Raw genomic sequence first — 17,832 nt, forward strand, 5'->3', positions numbered from 1 at the left:
ACCAGCCACTCACCGGAGGTGCACCCCGCAGACCTGGTGATCGCGATCCAGCTCGAAGACACAGTCGGCGCGCGCCGGCATCTCCTCCAGCAGGTAGCGCGTAACCCGCTCATAGTGCTGCACGAAGCGCTCCAGCTCCCTGTCACTCATGCCACCACCACTGCGCTCGCGCAGTTTCCGCTCCTGCAGGCGCCGCCACTCCAGCACGCACGCCATATCCGGCACCTTCAGCATCAGCAGCAGGTCAAGCCGCGCAAACAGCCCTCGGTAGGGCCCGGCCAGCTGTTCGTTGACGTAATTGCGCCAGACGCCATCCGGGTCTTCCTGCCGCTCCAGTGCATTGATAGGAGCCTCTGCGTTCTGCCAGGGCCTGGCGCCGATGCACCAGCCCTCGAACAGCAGTATGTCCACCGGTCCGCGCTGGCGCGGCCAGTCGGTGCGGGGGGCGCGATCGTCGGTGGACTTGTCGAATTGCGGAACAGGTATTTCACTACGGGAGTCCGCGGCACAGAGCGCGTCTATGGTATCCAACCCCAGTTGCACGTCGTGGGTGCCGGGCACACCGCGGGTTTCCAGCAACGGGTGCACATCCCGCGCCAGTTGCCGCCGTTCGGCCCTGGTCAGGTAGATATCGTCGAGAGAAAAGCTGGCGCTGCGCAGCCCCATCTGTTGCCAGGCCAGTCGCAGGAAGTCCGTCAGGGTGGATTTCCCCGATCCCTGGCCGCCGCAGATACCCACCACCAGGGTATCGCCCTGCTCCCGCTTCTGCGCCAGCGCTTTCTCTTTCAGCCATAGGGCCAGAGGTAGATAATAATCGTCGATAAGGTTGTTGAATGACTCCGGCAGTTGGTGGTCGCGGATAAATTGATCAATCTGCGGGCTCATCTGCCCGCGCAACTGCACCGCGCTTTCGGTTACCTCCCGGGGCCAAGGACTTTCCATTACCGTCGATTCCCTCTTTCGAGTTAGTGCTCTCATCGGCACGGGCGAACACAAGGTTCGTTCCGGCCGCTCCAGGTATTCGCGGCGCCTTCGGCCCCTACAAAAAATGCAAATTCCGTGCTCAGTTGCCGACCTTATCCCTCGCCCCACTGGTTGCCGCGGATCTGCGGCGGCAGCAGGCCGCGCAGCAGTTCGCGCAGCCGCCCCGGCAGTACCAGCATCACGGGCGTGACGATCAGGGTGAGCAGGGTGGAAAAGGTCAGGCCGTAAACAATGGCGCTGGCGAGCTTGACCCAGAAGGAGGCGATAACCCCGGCCACCACCACGTTGCGCCCCACCATATCCACACTTACCCCCAGCGCCAGCGGCAGCAGGCCGAGAATGGTGGTGGCGGTGGTCAGGAATACCGGGCGCAGCCGCTGCGCCGAGGCCTTGACCGCCGCCGCGGCCGGCGACAGTTCCGGCTCACTGTTGCGCACGAAATTGTAGGTGTCGATCAGCACGATATTGTTGTTCACCACGATACCGGCCAGCGCAACTATGCCGACGCCGGTCATGATCACGCTGAAAGTGCTCTGGGTCAGCAGCAGCCCCAGCATCACGCCGAGGGTCGACATGACCACCGACGACAGTATCAGCAGCGACTGGTAGAAGCTGTTGAACTGGGTCACCAGCAGGATAAACATCAGGAACAGGGACAGCAGGAAGGCCACACCGAGGAAGGTCAGGGACTCGTTCTGCTCCTCGTCGGCGCCGCGGAACAGCAGCTCCACGCCGGGGGCGACGGGATTGTTTTCAAGCCAGGCACGAACCTCTTTCACCTTGTCGTCCGGCAATACGCCCTCCTCCGCATCCGCCTTGACCTGCATGCGGGTGATACCGTCGATGCGCTCTATCTTGTCCACCTTGGGCCTGGCTTCCTTGTGCACGAAGCTGCTGATGGGCACGGCGCCGTTGGGCGTATTGACCTTGAGCTGGTCCAGGGCCGCTATGCCGCGGGCGCTCTCCGGGTAGCGGATGCGGATATCCACCTCCTCGTCGCTGTCGTCCGGGCGGTACTCCGCCATGCGCACACCGTTGGTCACCAGCTGCACCGCACGGCCCACCTCGGTGAGGTCGGCGCCGTAGAGGGCCGCCTTGGCGCGGTCCACTTTCACCTCCCACTGGATACCCGGCAGCGGCGCCGTGTTGACGATATCGCGCAGGCCTTCGAAGTCATTTTCCAGCGCCCGGTGCAGGCGCCAGGTCTCCGCCAGTAGGGTGTCGTAATCCTGGGCGCGCAGCTCCAGCACTATATCCTTGCCCACCGGGGGGCCGCCCTCGAACACATTGGCGGTCACCTTGATACCGGGGAAGTTGGCGGTGCGCGCGCGGATATCGGCAAAGATATCGCGGCTGCGGCGCTCGCGCTCCTCCGCCGGCAGCAGTTCCACCAGCATATTGGCGATCTGGTCCGGCGCCTGGTCGCTATTGCCGGAGAGGCCGCCGGAACCGATTGCGGTGTAACCGACGCGCACCTCGGGCACCGCCAGCACCGCGGCTTCCACCTGCGCCACCAGGGCCTTCTTTTCCGCTACCGACAGGTTGCCCTGCGCCCGTATCTCCACATTGCCGTACTGCTCTTCTGTCTCAGTGAAGAACTCCACTCCGGCGCCGAAGCGGCCGAAGGCGATAAAGATCCCGACCAGCACCAGCATGGTGGTGGCGAAGGCGGCCAGCGGCCGGCGCACCACCGCTTCCAGTGTGCGCGCATAGGCGCCGGTGATGCCGGAGAGCCCGGCGGGCCGGCCCACCTCCAGCTGCTTCAGGTACTGCCGGGTGGACTGGTCCAGGTTTCCCTTGCCGAACAGCGCGCCGAGAACGGGGGCAAAAAACAGCGCGTACAGCAGCGAGCCGGCCAGCACGGCGAAAACCGTCACCGGCAGGTAGCGCATGAACTCGCCCACCACGCCGGGCCAGAACATGATCGGCAGGAAGGCGGCCAGGGTGGTGCCGGTGGAAGCCACCACCGGCCAGAACATGCGGCGCACGGAAAGGATGTAGGCCACCCGCGCGGACATGCCCTCGGCCATCTTGCGGTCGGCGTACTCGGTGATCACGATGGAGCCGTCGATCAGCATGCCCAGCGCCAGCAGCATGCCGAACATCACCATGAAGTTGAAGGAGTAGCCGAGATACCAGGTGATGATGGAGCCGAACAGCAGTGAGAAGGGGATACCCAGCCCCACCAGCATACCGGAGCGGAAACCCAGCGCCGCCACCACGATGATCATCACCAGCAGCATCGCGGTGAGGATATTGCCCTGCATCTCGCTGACCATGTCGCGGGCAAACTGCGACTGGTCGAAGACGAAGTCGATCTCGACACCGCGCGGCAGGTATTGCAGTTCTTCCTGTACCACCGCGCGCACCGCGTCCGCCAGCTCCACCGAGCTGGCCTCGCTGCGCTTTTCCACATTGATGGCGAGGCCGGGGCGGCCGTTGACGCTAGTGTAGCTGGAGGCATCCTTGAAGGTGCGGCGGATATCGGTCACGTCACCCAGGGTCACCACCCCGTCGGCGGAATGTTTCAGCGGGATTTCATAGACATCCCGGGCCGTCTCGATCAGTCCCGGCACCTTGACCGAGAAGCGTCCGCCCTCGGTCTCCAGCTCGCCGGCGGGGATCAGCAGGTTATTGCCGAGCACCGCACTGATCAGCTGGCCGCTGGTGATCCGGTAGTGCTCCAGGCGCACCGGGTCTATGGTGGCCTCCACCACCTCCTCGCGATTGCCGCGCAGGTCGGCGGAGAGCACCTCGGCGATATTTTCGATCTTGCGCTTCAGGTGCTGTGCACTCTGCAGCAATACCCGCTCCCCGACCTGCTCACCCGCCAGGGTCACGACGATGGCCGGAAACGGCTGCGCCGAGGCCTCTTCGACGATCGGCTCGTCCGCATCCCGCGGCAGTTCCGCCCTGGCCCTGTCCACCGCGTTGCGCACCTCGTCCACCGCGTCGTCCACGTCCATCGCCGAGTCGAACTCAATCACCAGGTAGACCAAGGATTCGCGCGCGGTGGATACCACCTCCTCCACGCCCTCGATGGCCCGCACCTCCTTCTCCAGCGGGCGCACCAGCAGGCGCACGCCGTCCTCCGGGGAAATGCCCTCGTGGGTGACCTGCACTATCACGAACGGCGGGTTGACCTCGGGACTGGATTCCACCGTCATGGCCGCCCGTGCCGCCAGGCCCATCAGCACGATCAGCAGCATCAGGCTGATGCTGCTGCGGGATCTGTCCATGGCGCTGTCCAGTAGTCTCATCGCCCGTCGCCCCCGCCGACCTCGGTATTGGAAACCGGCTGCATCGCCGCTTCGGGCGCGGCATCGCCCGGCGCCGGCAGGTCGCTCTCGATCTGCTCGAACTGCACCCGCACTATTTCACCGGAGGTCACATATTCCTGGCCAACCGTAATCAGCGTCACCGCGCGGGGCAGGCCGCCGACCCAGACACCGGCATCGCCGTCGCCCAGCAGTTCCACATTGGCGAAGTGCACCCGGTTTTCCTCGTCGAGGAGTCGCAGCCCCAGGTCGCCGCGGTCGTCCAGGGTGAGCAGGGAGGAATTGATGCGGTGCGCCATCACCTCGCCGGTGGGCAGCGCCAGGCGGCCGCTGAGGCCGCCGCGCAGTTTGCCGGCCGGATTTTCCACAGCCACTTCCACCCGGTAGGCACGGGTGATCTCGTGGGCCTGCTGGCTGATATAGCGCAGGCTGCCCGCCACCCGCAGCCCCTGCTGCAACTGCGCGCTGGCCGGGCCGCCGGGAATCAGCCTGCCCACCTGGGATTCGGACACCTCACCCACCAGCAGTATCGGGTCCAGGTCCAGCAGGGTGGCGCACTCCTCGCCGCGGCGGATAAAGTCCCCCAGTTCCACGGCGCGGCTGTTGACCACGCCGTCGAAGGGCGCGCGGATTTCCAGGCTGTCCACCGCCTCCCGCGCGCTCTTGTAGTCGGCTCGCGCATTGGCCAGGGCCACCCGCTGCTGCGCCATGGCGATATCGGACTGCAGGCCCCTCTTCTCCAGGCGCAGGGCGCCCTCGTAATCCAGCTCCGCCTTGCGCAACGCCACCTCGGCACGGGCCAGTTGCTCGGGGCGGTCCTGGGGATCTATCTCGCAGATCACCTCGCCCTTTTTCACCGCGCGCCCCTCGGCCACCGGCAGCGCGACTATGGCGCCGTCCAGTTCCGCGCGCAGGCGCACACTGCGATTGGCCTCGGTGCGTCCGTTGACCAGTACCCGGGTGGCGTAGGGCTGCGCCTCGCTGCGCCGCGCCCGTACCAGTAGCGATTCGGCGGGCGCCGCGGCCCGCATCGCCGGCCCCTGCTCCCGCTGCTGCGGGTCGCCGGAAGAAATCAGCCCGCTCATCAGCCACAGCAGCGCCAGCAGGGCGACAAGAGTGGCCACGCGGTAATTGCGCTGCCGCCAGATGGATGCGAAGACATTCATACCCGAAACAACCTGTGCGGAGGGAGTTAAAACAAACTGCAGTTCACCGGAACCTCCGTATTCCGGCAAAGAGCAAATTGTAGGCGCGCCGCCGCCTGTGCGCAGTGGCGATTTCTATCGGATTGTGAAATCGGCAAGGTGCAGTGGGGAGGTTGCAGCCCGACGTAGGTGGAAGGTCAAGGGGTGGTCAATAGTCACTGGTGGTTGTAGGGCGGATAAGCGTCAAGCTCATCCGCCACTCGGTTAGTGGATGCGTCCGGCGTGGATGCGCCCGGCGTGGATGCGCTTGACGCTTATCCACCCTACGATTTTCCCGAGTCCCCAGTCTTCAAAATCAGGACAGCATCGACTCGAGAAAGTCGGACATCTCCGAGTCGTCGTCCACCAGCTCGCCGCTGCCGAACTCGGCGTTCCAGTCCAGCAGTATGCGCGCCAGGGCGCGGGCCTGGTCCGCCAGGGCCAGGAGTTCCTCACGGCAGTCTTTCGGGCCGGTATAGAGTTTCAGCTTGCGGTGGCTGTTTGCCAACTGGTGGTCCGGGTATTTGGAGCGGTAGACCTCCAGTTTCCAGCGCAGCGAGTGCACCATATTGCGGTAGAAGACCAGCTTGGTGGGCAGGTGCAACAGGGAGAAATCGTCCAGGTCGCTGAACAGGGTGCAGTCCACCCCCAGCACCTGGGTATCGCGACTGGCCGGCGCGGCGACAATGGTGGCGCTGCGCGGTTCGGCCAGCAGCATCGACAGGTCGCCGAAGAGCTCGCCGGGGCGGATCACCGCCAGCGGCCGCTCACCGCCAATACCGCCACCAGGCGCTGCCCCGTCCACATGCACATGCAATTCACCACGCAACAGGAAGTAGACCCACTGATCCACATCCCCGGCGCTCAATAATTGTTCACCCGACTGCAGGCCGACCAGGCGGGAGCGCTTCAGCAGTACATCGTATTGCCACTCGCTGGTGGCACGAATGTCACGAAACAAATGAATGACATTGAGCAGGCGATCCACGGCGTCCCGCGGATAGTCACTGAGAGGCTTGATATCCATTCGCTACTTAATAATTAGTGAAATTTTTTCTGTTCCGGGCGGAACCGCTGCCGAAACAATTTTTAATTGAGGGTAATTAAACAATACCAGGCCGCCGCATTCTATCGACAGGATGACCGCTGTCTCCCCCGCCGTGGCCCGAAATTGGAAAAACGAGACATTCTACCTATTTCAGGGTTGAACTCCATTGCAGTTACAGTAGAGTTAGGCACAGCCCAGATTAATTTGTCCCATAGTGCCAAGCAGACTGTGCACTTTTTAATCTGGCCGGCGCGCCTTGGGGGAGGCGTGCGCAACCCGCTCATCCGCCGGATTCTTCCCGTCCGGAAAAACAGACACCGCAGAACAATGAAACCGATAAAATTCGTCACCGCCCTTTTGATGTTTGCGACGGCGCTGACCGCCAAAGCGGCACCATTGCTGAACGGACTCGCTCTGGAGCAACAATTCAACAAGGACCGCTATATCGCCGCGGTCTACTCCGAAACCCTCGCCAACAGCGCCAGCGTACTGCTCGACAACAATACGCCGCGGCGCCTTGAAGTGCGTATCATCACCGACGGCCTGGCCGCGCGCCGCTTCCGCAACCAGTGGATGGAAGGTATCGCCATCAACAACCCCGGCGACACGCTGAGCAACCAGGCCGAGAACATGGTGACTTTCGCCAATCTCTTCTCGGGCCGATTCCAGAAGGGAGACCGCCTGACTGTCAACTTCGCCGCGGACACAGGCATCACCAGTGTCGCCCTGAACGGCGTGACCCTGGGTGAAATCACGGACCGCGAATTTTTCAACACCCTGCTGCGCGCCTGGGTAGGCCCGATCCCTCCCTCCGGCGATTTCCGCGACGGCCTGCTCGCCGCCGGCCAGGTTTCCTCCGGCCTGCTGGGCCGCTATGAGCTGCTCGAACCCAGCAGCGAGCGCGTCGCCGAACTGACCGCACAACTGGCCGCGGCGGAGGAAGAAGAGGCTACTTCCGAAGAAACGACCGTGGCCGCCGCGACACCGGCCGCGAAGCCCAAGCCGAAGCTGGCCGCCGATATACCGCCGCCCACCCTTGCCGGCATCGGCGCCAAGCCGGAAGCCGCGAAGGCAACGCCGAGCAAGCCGAAGCCGCAACCGGCCAAGGTCGCGGCCGCCAAGCCCAGCGCCCCGCCGCAGGAGATGGAAGAAGAAGAGGAAGACGAGGCACCGCTGACCGCGGACCTGATCCTGGCCCGCCAGATCTACCACTCCATGCTACTGCGCCACACCTTCAAATATATCCGCTACCCGAAACGCGCCCAGGAGCGCGGCCAGGAGGGCAGCGTGCGCCTGAACGTGACCATCGACCCGCAGGGCCGCGTGAAGGACGTGCAGACAGTACAGGATTCCCGCTACGCCACCCTCAACCGCGAAGCCCGCGAGGCGGTGGAGCGCGCCGGTCCCTTCCCCGCGGCGCCACCCCAGTTGGCCAGGGACAACTACCAGTTCACGGTGCCCATCACCTTCCGCCTGCCGGACTAAACAAAGCCATCCGGTCAAAAAGCCCCGCAATCGCGGGGCTTTTTGTTATCTGCCCACTTCCCATCCCGACCTTTCACCGCGAGGTGCTCCCGCCTAACCGCAGCCAGGTTGCTCCCTCCGGCCACAGCGGCTTACTATGGCGGCGGAATATTCAGCCCAGAAAAGGCCAGAAATGAACAAATTACTCCTATCTCTCGCCATCGCCGGCATAGTGGCCGGCTGCTCCAGGTCCGAAGCCCCGCAGACCCGGCAGGCCGCCGACGACACCACCGCTGCCGCGGTACAGCAGGTCCCGGTTCAACCTGGAGAGTTGGGCTCGGGCATCGACCTGAGCGCGATGAATACCGAAGTCCGGCCCCAGGACGACTTCTTCGGCTACGTCAACGGCGCCTGGATGGCCAAGACTGAAATCCCGGCGGACAAGTCCAGTTGGGGCACCTTCTACGAACTGCGCGACAAGAGCACCGAACAGGTCAAGGCGCTGATCATGGAAGCCGGCGAGCACGCCGACAGTGTCGACGCCAGGAAGATCGGCGCCCTCTACAACAGCTTTATGGACGAAAAGCGCATCGAGGCCCGCGGCCTGGCGGCCCTCGACGGCGAACTGCAGAAGATAGACGCCATCGAGAACCGCGGTGACCTGTCGCGCTACTTCGCCTATGCCGACGCCATCGGCTACGACGCCCCCTTCGGCGTCTTCATCAACCAGGACGTGAAGGATGTCGAGTCCTACACCGCCTACTTCTGGCAATCCGGCCTGGGCCTGCCGGACCGCGACTACTACTTCGACGACTCCGAAAAAGGCAAAAAGCTGCAGGCCGCCTATATCGACTACCTGACCAAGCTGCAGCAGCTGGCCGGCCTGGAAGACGCCGGCGAAGGCGCCAAGACCATCTACGAGCTGGAAAAGCGCCTCGCCGAGCACCAGTGGACCCGGGTGGAGAACCGCGACGATGAGAAGACCTACAACAAGAAGACCCTGGAGGAGCTGGCGGCGTTGGTCCCGGCGGTCGACTGGGACCTCTACCTGCCGGCAGCCCAGCTGCAGAAGGCGCAGAGCGTGATCGTCGGCCAGCCGGACTACTTCGAGGTGGCAGGCAAGGTGATCGCCGACACCGACCTCGATACCTGGAAGCGCTACCTGAAGATCAAACTGCTCACCTCCATGGCCCCTTACATGCACAGGGAGCTGGCGCAGCTGCACTTCGACTTCTACAGCACCGCGGTGCGCGGCGTCGAAGAGATGGAACCGCGCTGGAAGCGCGCCGTGCAGTTCGTCAACGGCTCCGCCGGCGAACTGGTGGGCAAGCGCTACGTGGAAAAATACTTCCCGCCGCGGGCCAAAGCGCGCATGGTGGAACTGGTGAACAACCTCAAGGCCGCCTACAAGGACTCCATCGAATCCCTCGGGTGGATGGGCGAAGAGACCAAGAAACGGGCCCTGGAAAAACTGGCCAACTTCACCACCAAGATCGGCTACCCGGACGAGTGGCGCGACTACAGCGCGCTGGAAGTGAGCGGCGACGACCTGGTGGGCAATGTGCTGGCGGCGCGCCGCTTCGATACCGACTACGACCGCGCCAAGCTGGGCCAGCCCGTCGACCGCAATGAGTGGCACATGTACCCGCAGACGGTGAACGCCTACTACAACCCGCCGATGAACGAGATCGTCTTCCCGGCCGCGATACTGCAGCCGCCCTTCTTCAATATGGCGGCGGACGACGCGGTGAACTACGGCGCCATCGGCGGCGTCATCGGCCACGAGATAGGTCACGGCTTCGACGACCAGGGCAGCAAGTACGACGGCAAGGGCTACCTGAACAACTGGTGGACCGATTCCGACCGCGCCAATTTCGAAAAGCTCACCGGCAAACTGGTCGACCAGTACAACGCCTTCGAGCCCCTTGACGGCGAGCACGTCAACGGCGAACTGACCCTGGGTGAGAACATCGGCGACCTGTCTGGCCTCGGCATCGCCTACAAGGCCTACAGGATGTCCCTGAACGGCGCCGAGGCCCCGGTGATCGACGGCTTCACCGGCGACCAGCGCCTGTTTATGGGCTGGGCCCAAGCCTTCCGCGGCAAGATCCGCGACGAGGCCCTGAGTGAGCGCCTGAAAACCGACCCCCACTCGCCGGTCCAGTACCGCGTACAGGGTGTCATGCCGAATGTCGACGCCTTCTACAAGGCCTTCGACGTCAAGGAAGGCGACGGCATGTACCTGCCCGAGGAAGAGCGCGTCGTTATCTGGTAACACGCCCCCGGAACTGTAGGGTCGAACCTTGCGTTCGCCCGCGCGGGCCACAGGCCGGCCCTCAAAAGCCCCGCCGTCGCGGGGCTTTTTTTAAACCTATTTCTCGCCAAAATATTTCGCCCTGAGCTCCGCCACCCGCCCGCTCTCGTAGGCGCCGATAATCTCGACACTGATCGGCCGCGTCAGCCGGCTGTGCAGTGGCAGCCCAAAACCGTATTTGTCCGGCTCGAAGATCTTGCCCACCAACAGCAGCGGACTCTCCGGATGCGTGTGCGCGTAGTAGGCCAGCACCGGCGCGTCTGCGACGATCGCATCGACGGTGCCGGAGCGCAGTGCCCGCACCGCCTCGTCGATATCCCTGAACTCCCGCGAGTCGATCGACTTTCTCCGCACATATTCCTGCGCCACGCTGCCGGCGAAGACGCCGACAGTTTTTCCCGGCAGGTCGCGGGGGCCGTGGATCTGGCCGGTGAGCGACAGGGACGTCATCACGCTGGTCACCGATGCGGTGATATAGGACACCACCGCCACGCCGCAAACCAGCCACAGCGCCTGGACGATGCGCCCGATCCAGCCGAACAGGTTCTTGCGCAACACCTTTCCGGAGGTGGCGATGGACATCACCGAATAGAAGCTCTCCGCCAGGCCGTCGCGCCAGCGCCGAGGGAAGTCACTGTCGAAGCGGCGGTCGAACAGGGTGAACAGCAGCGTCACCAGCAGTATCACCGAGATCAACCACAGATAGCCCTTCAGGTGGCCGGAATCCTTCAGGCCGGCGATCACATCCGCAAAGCCCGCGCCCTGGTCCCGGTTGACCATGATGCGCAGGCCGGCGTCGAACCAGGGGTGGGTGAAGTCGATGCGCCGGGCGCGGTCCTCGGTGACGGTGAGGTTGGTCACCGCCACGTCTATCTCGCCCTTGCCGGTCGCGTCCACCAGCTCGCGCAGGCTCGGGTAGGCGTGGTAGTCGAACCGCAGCTGCTGCTCCGCGGCCACCTGCTCCCACAGGTCCACCGCCATACCCGTGTAGCGCCCGCCTTCCTCCATCACAAACGGCGGACTGATATAGAGGCCCACCCGCAGAGTCTGGGGCGCCTCGGTCCCCGGCTGCGCAGCCGCCGCGGCGGCGAGAGAGAGCGCCAGCAGCGCAATCGCCAGTTTCAACATCTGTTAGAACCTGTTTGGAATCTCGCAAGAAGCTCGGGGACTCGGGACCGTCAGGCTCAGGCACAGAGGCCGGATTCTGGAAGATATCAAACAGGCCCTTGGTCCCGTTTCGCTGTCCCTACCACCTCCGAGCCTCCATGCCCCAGCTTAGCCCAGGCCCGGTATTTGGCGTACCATAGGCAAAACCGTCAAAGGGGACGACGCCCATGGCCCACGAGAACCAGTTCCAGCTGCTGGCCAGCCGCCGCTTTCTGCCGTTCTTCCTGACCCAGTTTCTCGGCGCCTTCAACGACAACGTGTTCAAGAACGCGCTGATCGTGATGATCGCCTTCCGCCTCGCCGCCAGCGAGGCCAACGCCCTGATCAACCTGGCCGCGGGCCTGTTTATCCTGCCCTTCTTCCTGTTTTCCGCCACCGCCGGCCAGTTGGCGGACAAGTACGACAAGAGCCGCCTGATCCGTCTCGTCAAGCTGGCGGAGATCGGCATAGGCGCCTTCGGTGTCTTTGCCCTGGTGAGCGGCAACAACGCCCTGTGCCTGGCGGTGCTCTTCCTGCTGGGCGTGCAGTCGGCATTCTTCGGCCCGGTGAAGTACGCGATACTGCCCCAGCACCTGAGGAGGAGCGAACTGGTGGGCGGCAACGCACTGGTTGAGATGGGCACCTTCGTCGCCATCCTCGGCGGTACCATCGTCGGCGGACTGCTGGCGGGCATGACCGACGAGGGCGGAAGCGGCATCCTCTACCTGGGTGTAGTGATCATGGGCACCGCCCTGTGCGGCTACCTGGCCAGCCGCGGGATTCCCCGGGCCTCGGCGCCGGCGCCGGACCTGAAGGTGAATTTCAACCCGGCCTCGCAGACGATCAGCGTGCTGCGCGAGGCGGCGAAGACCCCGGCGGTCTTCTACGCAATCATCGGCATCTCCTGGTTCTGGCTGCAGGGCGCCGCCTACCTGACGCAGATCCCCAGCTTCACGAAGAACGTGCTCGGTGGCAGCGAGTCCCTGGTCACCCTGCTGCTGTGCACCTTCACCATCGGCGTGGCCCTGGGCTCGCTGGCCTGTGCGCGCCTGTCCGGCGGCCGCATCGAACTGGGCCTGGTGCCCCTCGGCGCCGCCGGGCTGACCCTGGCCGGCATCGCCCTGGGCTCCGCCGGCGGCAGCTTCGCGCCGCTGGCGGAGCCGACCCTGTCCAGCTTCTGGCAGGCCGAGGGCTCGCTGTCGATCCTCGTCTGGTTGACCCTGATCGGCATCTTCGGCGGCTTCTACATAGTACCCCTCTACGCGATGATGCAGGACCGCTCAGAGGCATCGATCCGCGCGCGCATCATTTCGGTCAACAACGTGCTGAACGCGCTGTTCATGGTGACCGCCGCGGTGCTGGGCATCGTCTTCCTGAACCTGCTGCAGGCGACCATCCCGCAATTCTTCCTGATCATCGCGCTGATGAACGCGGCGGTGGCGGTATTCGTATTCGCCAAGGTGCCGGAGTTTGCCATGCGCCTGCTGGTGTGGCTGCTGTCCCACACCATGTACCGGGTCAGGCACGAGGGCCTGGAACAGATACCGGACGAGGGCCCGGCCATCATCGCCTGCAACCACGTCAGCTATGTGGATGCGTTGCTGCTGGCCGGCGCCGTGCGCCGCCCGATCCGCTTTATCATGTACAAGCCCATCTACGAGATTCCGGTGCTGCACTTTATCTTCAAGACCGGCCGCGCCATCCCGATCTGCTCCAGGCAGAAGGACCCGGAGGGTTATGAAAAGGCGTTTGAGGAAATCGAACAGGGATTAAAGAACGGCGACCTGCTGTGCATCTTCCCCGAGGGCCAGCTTACCCAGGACGGCGAACTCGGGCCCTTCAAGGCCGGCATCGAGAAAATCCTGCAGAAAAATCCGGTGCCGGTGATCCCCATGGCCCTGCGCGGCCTCTGGGGCAGCTTCTTCAGCCACAAGGACGGCCACGCCTTTACCACCTGGCCCAGGCGTTTCTGGTCAAGAGTGAGCGTGGTAGCCGGCAAACCACTGGATGCGGCGGCGGCCCGGGCGGAGACCCTGCGGGAGCAGGTGTTGGGGTTGCGAGGGGAACAGCGATAGTGGCCGGCACAAAGACCAAGCACAATCATTTGCCCCCTACTGGTCAGCACCCCGGGGAAGAGAATTCTAGTGTCCCGCTCCGGTGTTGGCACGGATTGGTCCGCCGGCACAGGGACCCTAGAATTACTGCTACCCGTCAACCCAGACAGCCTCTCAAAGTGATATCCGGAGGGCTCATGTCCAGTTCCAGAATACTTGCCACCACAGGCCTACTCCTGCTGGCTGGCCCCGTCTTTGCCGACAAACTGGTCACTGAAAACTATACGATCGAGATCCAGGAGCACTGCGGTGAGGGAGTAGTGAACTGCGACGATGTCAGCTATCACGCCACTTCCCATAAGTCCGGCAAGCAGCTGCGCCTGAAAGGAAAGGCCCTTTCCCGCATGTGCGACGACGGCGTCACCCCCTGCCAGTTTCTTGGCTACGAGTTCAAGAGCGGCAACACTACCTACACGGTGCTCTCAACCGGTCAGTTGCTGGTGATACAGAACGGCAAGACACTGGTGGACGAAAGCGGGGACTGGCAATACGAATAGTGTACGAACGACAAACCGGCCGCAGTTGCAAAGGTGCCGTCCGAGAAATTGTTACCCCCACTATTTCGCCACCAGAGGTTTACTCCCTCGGTTGTCACCACCGCTCAACCGGGAAGGACGTCGATCTGGTACAGCCCCTGCCGGGCTGAGACCCTGAACCTGACTGGCAGGAACTGCTCGACCAGCCACATCACCGTCCGAGCGTGCTGGCTCACCTTTCGCACCAGGAGCCGCGAGGTCCCCTCAGCCTGGGCCGCGTAGATCAGCAGCTGGTCGCAGGCATGGATATCCACGGCCGCCCCCGCCTCCAGTTCCGCGCGCAGCGCATGGCCGGTGTCCTCCCCCAGGCGCTCCGCCGGCACCCCCCGCTCCGCCACGGTTGCCGCCCCCAGCAGACTGTGTTCTGTCTCGGCCATCAGCACCATGGCCCCGCCGGTACCGAAGGCCTCGGCATCCTCCAGAACCTTGGCCCCAATCCGCACCACACCGAGACCGGCCAGCGCGGCGCTCGCCGCTGCGGCCATGCGCTCCGGAATATGCAGTGGCAGGTGGGCGACATGGGCCAGACCGCTGATCTGCCGCAGTGCACCCGGGACCTCCGCCACCAGTGGTCTCAGTGAGCGGCACGGCTCCACCCGCAGCTTCACCAGCCCGCCCCCCTTCGGGTAATAGCCGTGGCGGACCGATTCGAGATGCACCCCGATGCCCATGCGGGCGAGCCAGGGCAGGAAGACCATGCGCAGGTAATCCACCGGCGGAGCCATCCTGACGTCGGTTCCGCCGCTAATAGCCAGGTGCACCGGAGCGTCGGCGTGCAGTGCCACCGGCAGCAGCGCTTGCAGCACGAGCACTATGCTGCCCGCGGTGCCGACATCGAAATGGTATTCACCGCCGCGAATGCGGCCCGGGCGGAAATAAATTTCCGTCGCGCCGAGTCCAGCGCCTTCGAGCCGGCCGCCACCGACTTCGGCCGCGGCCCTGAGTGCCGTCAGATGCTGCGCCATCAAGCCCGGTTTCTCTCGCCGGGCGCGGATATTTCTCAGATGGAGTGGGCAACCGCTGATTGCGGCCAGGGCCACCGCATAGCGACTCAACTGGCCGCCGCCCTCGCCGAAACTGCCGTCTATTGCGAGCCAGTTCACTCCAGCATCTCCCTGAGTTCCCGGGCATTGCGCACCGAGTAGGCGGACTCGTCGTTGTCGAAATAGACGTAGGCCCTGCCCACCTGCTGGCCCTGCAGCCATTCGGCCCAGCCCTCAAGGGTTTCGGTGTCGTAGTATCCGCGGTAGGTGTCGACGGGGCCATGCAGGCGCAGGTAGAGGAAATCCGCGGTGATCTCCCGCGGGCTGGTAAAGCCGCCGAGGTCGTAGATACAGAAAGCCGCGTTGAAATCCGACAGTATCTGCAGCACTTCGTCGCAGTGCCAGGTCTTGTCGCGCAGCTCGAACACAGCCTGCATGTCTTCGGGCATGGCCTGCAGGAACTCCTTCAGCCGACCGGGATTGGCGTGCCAGCGTGGCGGCAGTTGAAACAGCAGCGGACCCAGCTTGTCCCCTAACCCCTCACAGGCCTGCAGCAGCGGCGGCAATGTCTCCTCCGGCGCCTTCAGGTTTTTCATATGGGTGATATAGCGGCTCGCCTTGACCGCAAACACAAAGTCATCGGGCGTTGCATCGCGCCAGGCGGCGAAATTTCCCAGGGAGGGGAGGCGATAGAAACTGCGATTGATTTCCACGCTCATCAGGCGTCCGGCGTAGAAGGCGAGCCAGTCGGGCTCGGCCAGATCGTCGGGATAAAAAGGGCCCTGCCAGTGCGGATAGACCCAGCCGGACGTGCCTATATGAAACTGCACCCCATCCTCCTCACCGAAGAGAAAAAACGTCCAGGCCCGCCGGTGCACCGTGCATGTTGACAGCGCCGCAACCCGCACCGGCTCGGTTGGTGCGCACGGCGCACCCTACGTTGGGAAGGGTCTACAAGTGATCAGCTGCCCCTTACGCCCTTTTCGATCCGGTCGCCAACATCCTTGTCGATATTGCGCCAGTACTCAAAGGCGCGCTTGAGGATTTCCTCGGACACCCCCGCCTTCAGGTGGCCCACCACGTTGGATATCAGCCGGTCCCGCGCTGCGTCGTCCATCACCTTGCGCACCAGGGTACCGGCCTGGCCAAAATCGTCGTCTTCCTCGCGCAGGGTATAGGCCGCGTGCATGAACTCGCCGCTGGCCTCCCACTTCTCCGTATAGGTGTGATCGGCCTCGGGTCCGCCCTTGGAGTTCGGTGCGTAGACCGGGTCGGACACATTCTGTACCCGCATGACGCCATCCTTGCTGTAGCTGTGCATCGGGCACTTGGGCGCGTTCACCGGGATCTGCTTGTAGTTCACGCCCATGCGCGCCCGATGCGCATCCGCATAAGAAAAGACCCGCGCCAGCAACATCTTGTCCGGGCTGAAGCCGATGCCGGGCACCACATTGTTGGGCTCGAAGGCGGCCTGCTCGATCTCCGTATGAAAATCGGTGGGGTTACGGTTCAGGGTCAGCCGGCCGACTTCCTGCGACGGATAATCGCCGTGGGGCCACACCTTGGTCAGGTCGAAGGGGTTGAAGCGGTAACCCTGCGCCTCCTCGAACGGCATTATCTGCACCTTCAGGGTCCAGCTCGGATAATCGCCGTTGGCGATAGACTCGAACAGGTCGCGGCGATGCACATCGGCGTCCGTGCCGGCGAGGCGATCTGCCTCCTCCTGGGTCAGGAAATCATTGCCCTGATCCGTCTTGAAGTGATACTTGACCCAGAAACGCTCGCCCTTCGCATTGACCCACATATAGGTGTGGCTGGAGTAGCCGTTCATATGCCGGTAACTCTTCGGCACACCACGGTCCCCCATCAGGATGGTGACCTGGTGGGCCGACTCCGGCGACAGGGTCCAGAAATCCCACATCATATCGTGATCACGCAGGCCCGAATCCGCCCGACGTTTCTGCGAGCGGATAAAATGCTGGAACTTCATCGGGTCGCGCACGAAGAAAACCGGCGTGTTATTCCCCACCATGTCGTAATTACCCTCAGTGGTGTAGAACTTCAGCGCAAAACCGCGCGGATCGCGCCAAGTATCCGGACTGCCGCGCTCCCCAGCCACGGTGGAAAAGCGGATCAGCGTATCCGTTTTGGTGCCGGGCTGGAACACCGCGGCCTTGGTATAGACGCTCACGTCCCGGGTCACCTCGAAATGGCCGAAGGCTCCCGAACCCTTGGCGTGGGGCTGCCGCTCCGGAATCCGCTCGCGGTTGAAGTTCGCCATCTGCTCGATCAGGTAGTGATCCTGCAGCAGGACCGGACCATCCGGCCCGACGGTCAGGGAGTATTCGTCACTGGCTACGGGGATACCGGCATCGTTGGTGGTGCGGTTGGAATCGTCTTTCTTCACGGCGCTATTTCCTCTGTCATTCAAAATGCCTTTTTCAATCGGGCACTAAACAGAGGAAACGATAGTGCAGTATTGCGGCTGCTGGAGGGGATTTTGCGCTACGGCGGGTGGAAGTTTGGCGGGAGCTGGTTTCGGGTACGCAGCGGCAATTCAGATCTCTGGCCGGGTAGTGTTCAGAATTCTGTGTCATTTCTTTACCATACGCAAAAAAGAGATGACTCATGACCAAACCTACGTTCGATATGGATGCCGCTGTCAAGGCGCTGCGTGAGGGCAAAGACCTCAGCGGCAAGGACGGCATCCTGACCCCACTGATCAAACAACTCACCGAAGCTGCCATGAAGGCGGAGCTGGAGGAGCACCTCGCCAGCGAG

The 17,832-nt window shown here is 63.5% G+C and carries 12 protein-coding genes and 1 pseudogene; 5 read left to right on the top strand and 8 right to left on the bottom strand.

All coding sequences use genetic code 11. From position 1 onward, the window contains the following. Positions 1 to 9: 9 nt before the first annotated feature. The 4 genes from AC6R19_RS03020 to AC6R19_RS03035 all read right to left on the bottom strand — a co-directional run bounded on the left by AC6R19_RS03020 (position 10) and on the right by AC6R19_RS03035 (position 6,473). Positions 10 to 942, bottom strand: coding sequence for a phosphoribulokinase (locus tag AC6R19_RS03020; protein WP_500578003.1), 933 nt, complete (start codon positions 940 to 942; stop codon positions 10 to 12). A 134-nt stretch (positions 943 to 1,076) separates the two neighbouring features. Next, a complete protein-coding gene (locus AC6R19_RS03025; RefSeq protein WP_500578004.1) occupies positions 1,077 to 4,244 on the bottom strand; it encodes an efflux RND transporter permease subunit in 3,168 nt (1,055 codons plus the stop codon). Further along, entirely contained in the window at positions 4,241 to 5,428 is a 1,188-nt protein-coding gene (locus tag AC6R19_RS03030) for an efflux RND transporter periplasmic adaptor subunit (RefSeq protein ID WP_500578005.1), read from the bottom strand. The genes AC6R19_RS03025 and AC6R19_RS03030 overlap by 4 nt, the downstream gene beginning before the upstream one ends. Positions 5,429 to 5,762: 334 nt before the next feature. Beyond that, positions 5,763 to 6,473 carry a Crp/Fnr family transcriptional regulator gene (locus tag AC6R19_RS03035; protein ID WP_500578006.1) on the bottom strand — a complete coding sequence of 237 codons (711 nt, stop codon included), beginning with the start codon at positions 6,471 to 6,473 and terminating at the stop codon, positions 5,763 to 5,765. Between the two features lie 348 nt (positions 6,474 to 6,821). Here AC6R19_RS03035 and AC6R19_RS03040 point away from each other — a divergent pair, with 348 nt between their 5' ends. Both AC6R19_RS03040 and AC6R19_RS03045 read left to right on the top strand, forming a co-directional pair. Further along, positions 6,822 to 7,979: a TonB family protein gene (locus AC6R19_RS03040; protein ID WP_500578007.1), complete on the top strand. Its 1,158-nt coding sequence runs from the start codon at positions 6,822 to 6,824 to the stop codon at positions 7,977 to 7,979. A gap of 172 nt (positions 7,980 to 8,151) precedes the next feature. Continuing rightward, positions 8,152 to 10,233, top strand: a complete 2,082-nt coding sequence (locus tag AC6R19_RS03045; protein WP_500578008.1) for a M13 family metallopeptidase — start codon at positions 8,152 to 8,154, stop codon at positions 10,231 to 10,233. A 96-nt stretch (positions 10,234 to 10,329) separates the two neighbouring features. Here the strand turns inward: AC6R19_RS03045 and AC6R19_RS03050 are convergent, their stop codons facing one another. Next, positions 10,330 to 11,400, bottom strand: a complete 1,071-nt coding sequence (locus AC6R19_RS03050) for a transporter substrate-binding domain-containing protein (RefSeq protein WP_500578010.1) — start codon at positions 11,398 to 11,400, stop codon at positions 10,330 to 10,332. A 206-nt stretch (positions 11,401 to 11,606) separates the two neighbouring features. Between AC6R19_RS03050 and AC6R19_RS03055 the strand changes: the two genes are divergently transcribed. Continuing rightward, entirely contained in the window at positions 11,607 to 13,493 is a 1,887-nt protein-coding gene (locus AC6R19_RS03055; RefSeq protein WP_500578012.1) for an MFS transporter, read from the top strand. Between the two features lie 176 nt (positions 13,494 to 13,669). After that, on the top strand, positions 13,670 to 14,029 hold the full coding sequence (locus AC6R19_RS03060; RefSeq protein ID WP_500578014.1) for a hypothetical protein: 360 nt from the start codon (positions 13,670 to 13,672) through the stop codon (positions 14,027 to 14,029). Between the two features lie 104 nt (positions 14,030 to 14,133). Here the strand turns inward: AC6R19_RS03060 and rtcA are convergent, their stop codons facing one another. The 3 genes from rtcA to AC6R19_RS03075 all read right to left on the bottom strand — a co-directional run bounded on the left by rtcA (position 14,134) and on the right by AC6R19_RS03075 (position 17,458). Further along, positions 14,134 to 15,171, bottom strand: coding sequence for an RNA 3'-terminal phosphate cyclase (rtcA, locus tag AC6R19_RS03065; protein ID WP_500578016.1), 1,038 nt, complete (start codon positions 15,169 to 15,171; stop codon positions 14,134 to 14,136). Then, positions 15,168 to 15,881 carry a DUF72 domain-containing protein gene (locus AC6R19_RS03070; RefSeq protein ID WP_500578018.1) on the bottom strand — a complete coding sequence of 238 codons (714 nt, stop codon included), beginning with the start codon at positions 15,879 to 15,881 and terminating at the stop codon, positions 15,168 to 15,170. The genes rtcA and AC6R19_RS03070 overlap by 4 nt, the downstream gene beginning before the upstream one ends. 131 nt (positions 15,882 to 16,012) lie before the next feature. Then, positions 16,013 to 17,458, bottom strand: coding sequence for a catalase (locus AC6R19_RS03075; RefSeq protein ID WP_500578019.1), 1,446 nt, complete (start codon positions 17,456 to 17,458; stop codon positions 16,013 to 16,015). A 221-nt stretch (positions 17,459 to 17,679) separates the two neighbouring features. On the opposite strand from AC6R19_RS03075, the pseudogene AC6R19_RS03080 reads away from it, so the two are divergent. Beyond that, a pseudogene (locus AC6R19_RS03080) lies at positions 17,680 to 17,832 on the top strand (IS256 family transposase); the annotation flags it as partial.

It is taken from the genome of Microbulbifer sp. SE14, assembly GCF_059834885.1.

Excerpts from the sequence above, each read along its gene's own strand:
- AC6R19_RS03030 (WP_500578005.1), bottom strand. The coding sequence starts at position 5,428 with ATGAATGTCTTCGCATCCATCTGGCGGCAGCGCAATTACCGCGTGGCC.
- AC6R19_RS03060 (WP_500578014.1), top strand. The coding sequence starts at position 13,670 with ATGTCCAGTTCCAGAATACTTGCCACCACAGGCCTACTCCTGCTGGCT.
- AC6R19_RS03040 (WP_500578007.1), top strand. The coding sequence starts at position 6,822 with ATGAAACCGATAAAATTCGTCACCGCCCTTTTGATGTTTGCGACGGCG.
- AC6R19_RS03055 (WP_500578012.1), top strand. The coding sequence starts at position 11,607 with ATGGCCCACGAGAACCAGTTCCAGCTGCTGGCCAGCCGCCGCTTTCTG.
- AC6R19_RS03050 (WP_500578010.1), bottom strand. The coding sequence starts at position 11,400 with ATGTTGAAACTGGCGATTGCGCTGCTGGCGCTCTCTCTCGCCGCCGCG.
- AC6R19_RS03045 (WP_500578008.1), top strand. The coding sequence starts at position 8,152 with ATGAACAAATTACTCCTATCTCTCGCCATCGCCGGCATAGTGGCCGGC.
- AC6R19_RS03025 (WP_500578004.1), bottom strand. The coding sequence starts at position 4,244 with ATGAGACTACTGGACAGCGCCATGGACAGATCCCGCAGCAGCATCAGC.
- AC6R19_RS03020 (WP_500578003.1), bottom strand. The coding sequence starts at position 942 with ATGGAAAGTCCTTGGCCCCGGGAGGTAACCGAAAGCGCGGTGCAGTTG.
- AC6R19_RS03035 (WP_500578006.1), bottom strand. The coding sequence starts at position 6,473 with ATGGATATCAAGCCTCTCAGTGACTATCCGCGGGACGCCGTGGATCGC.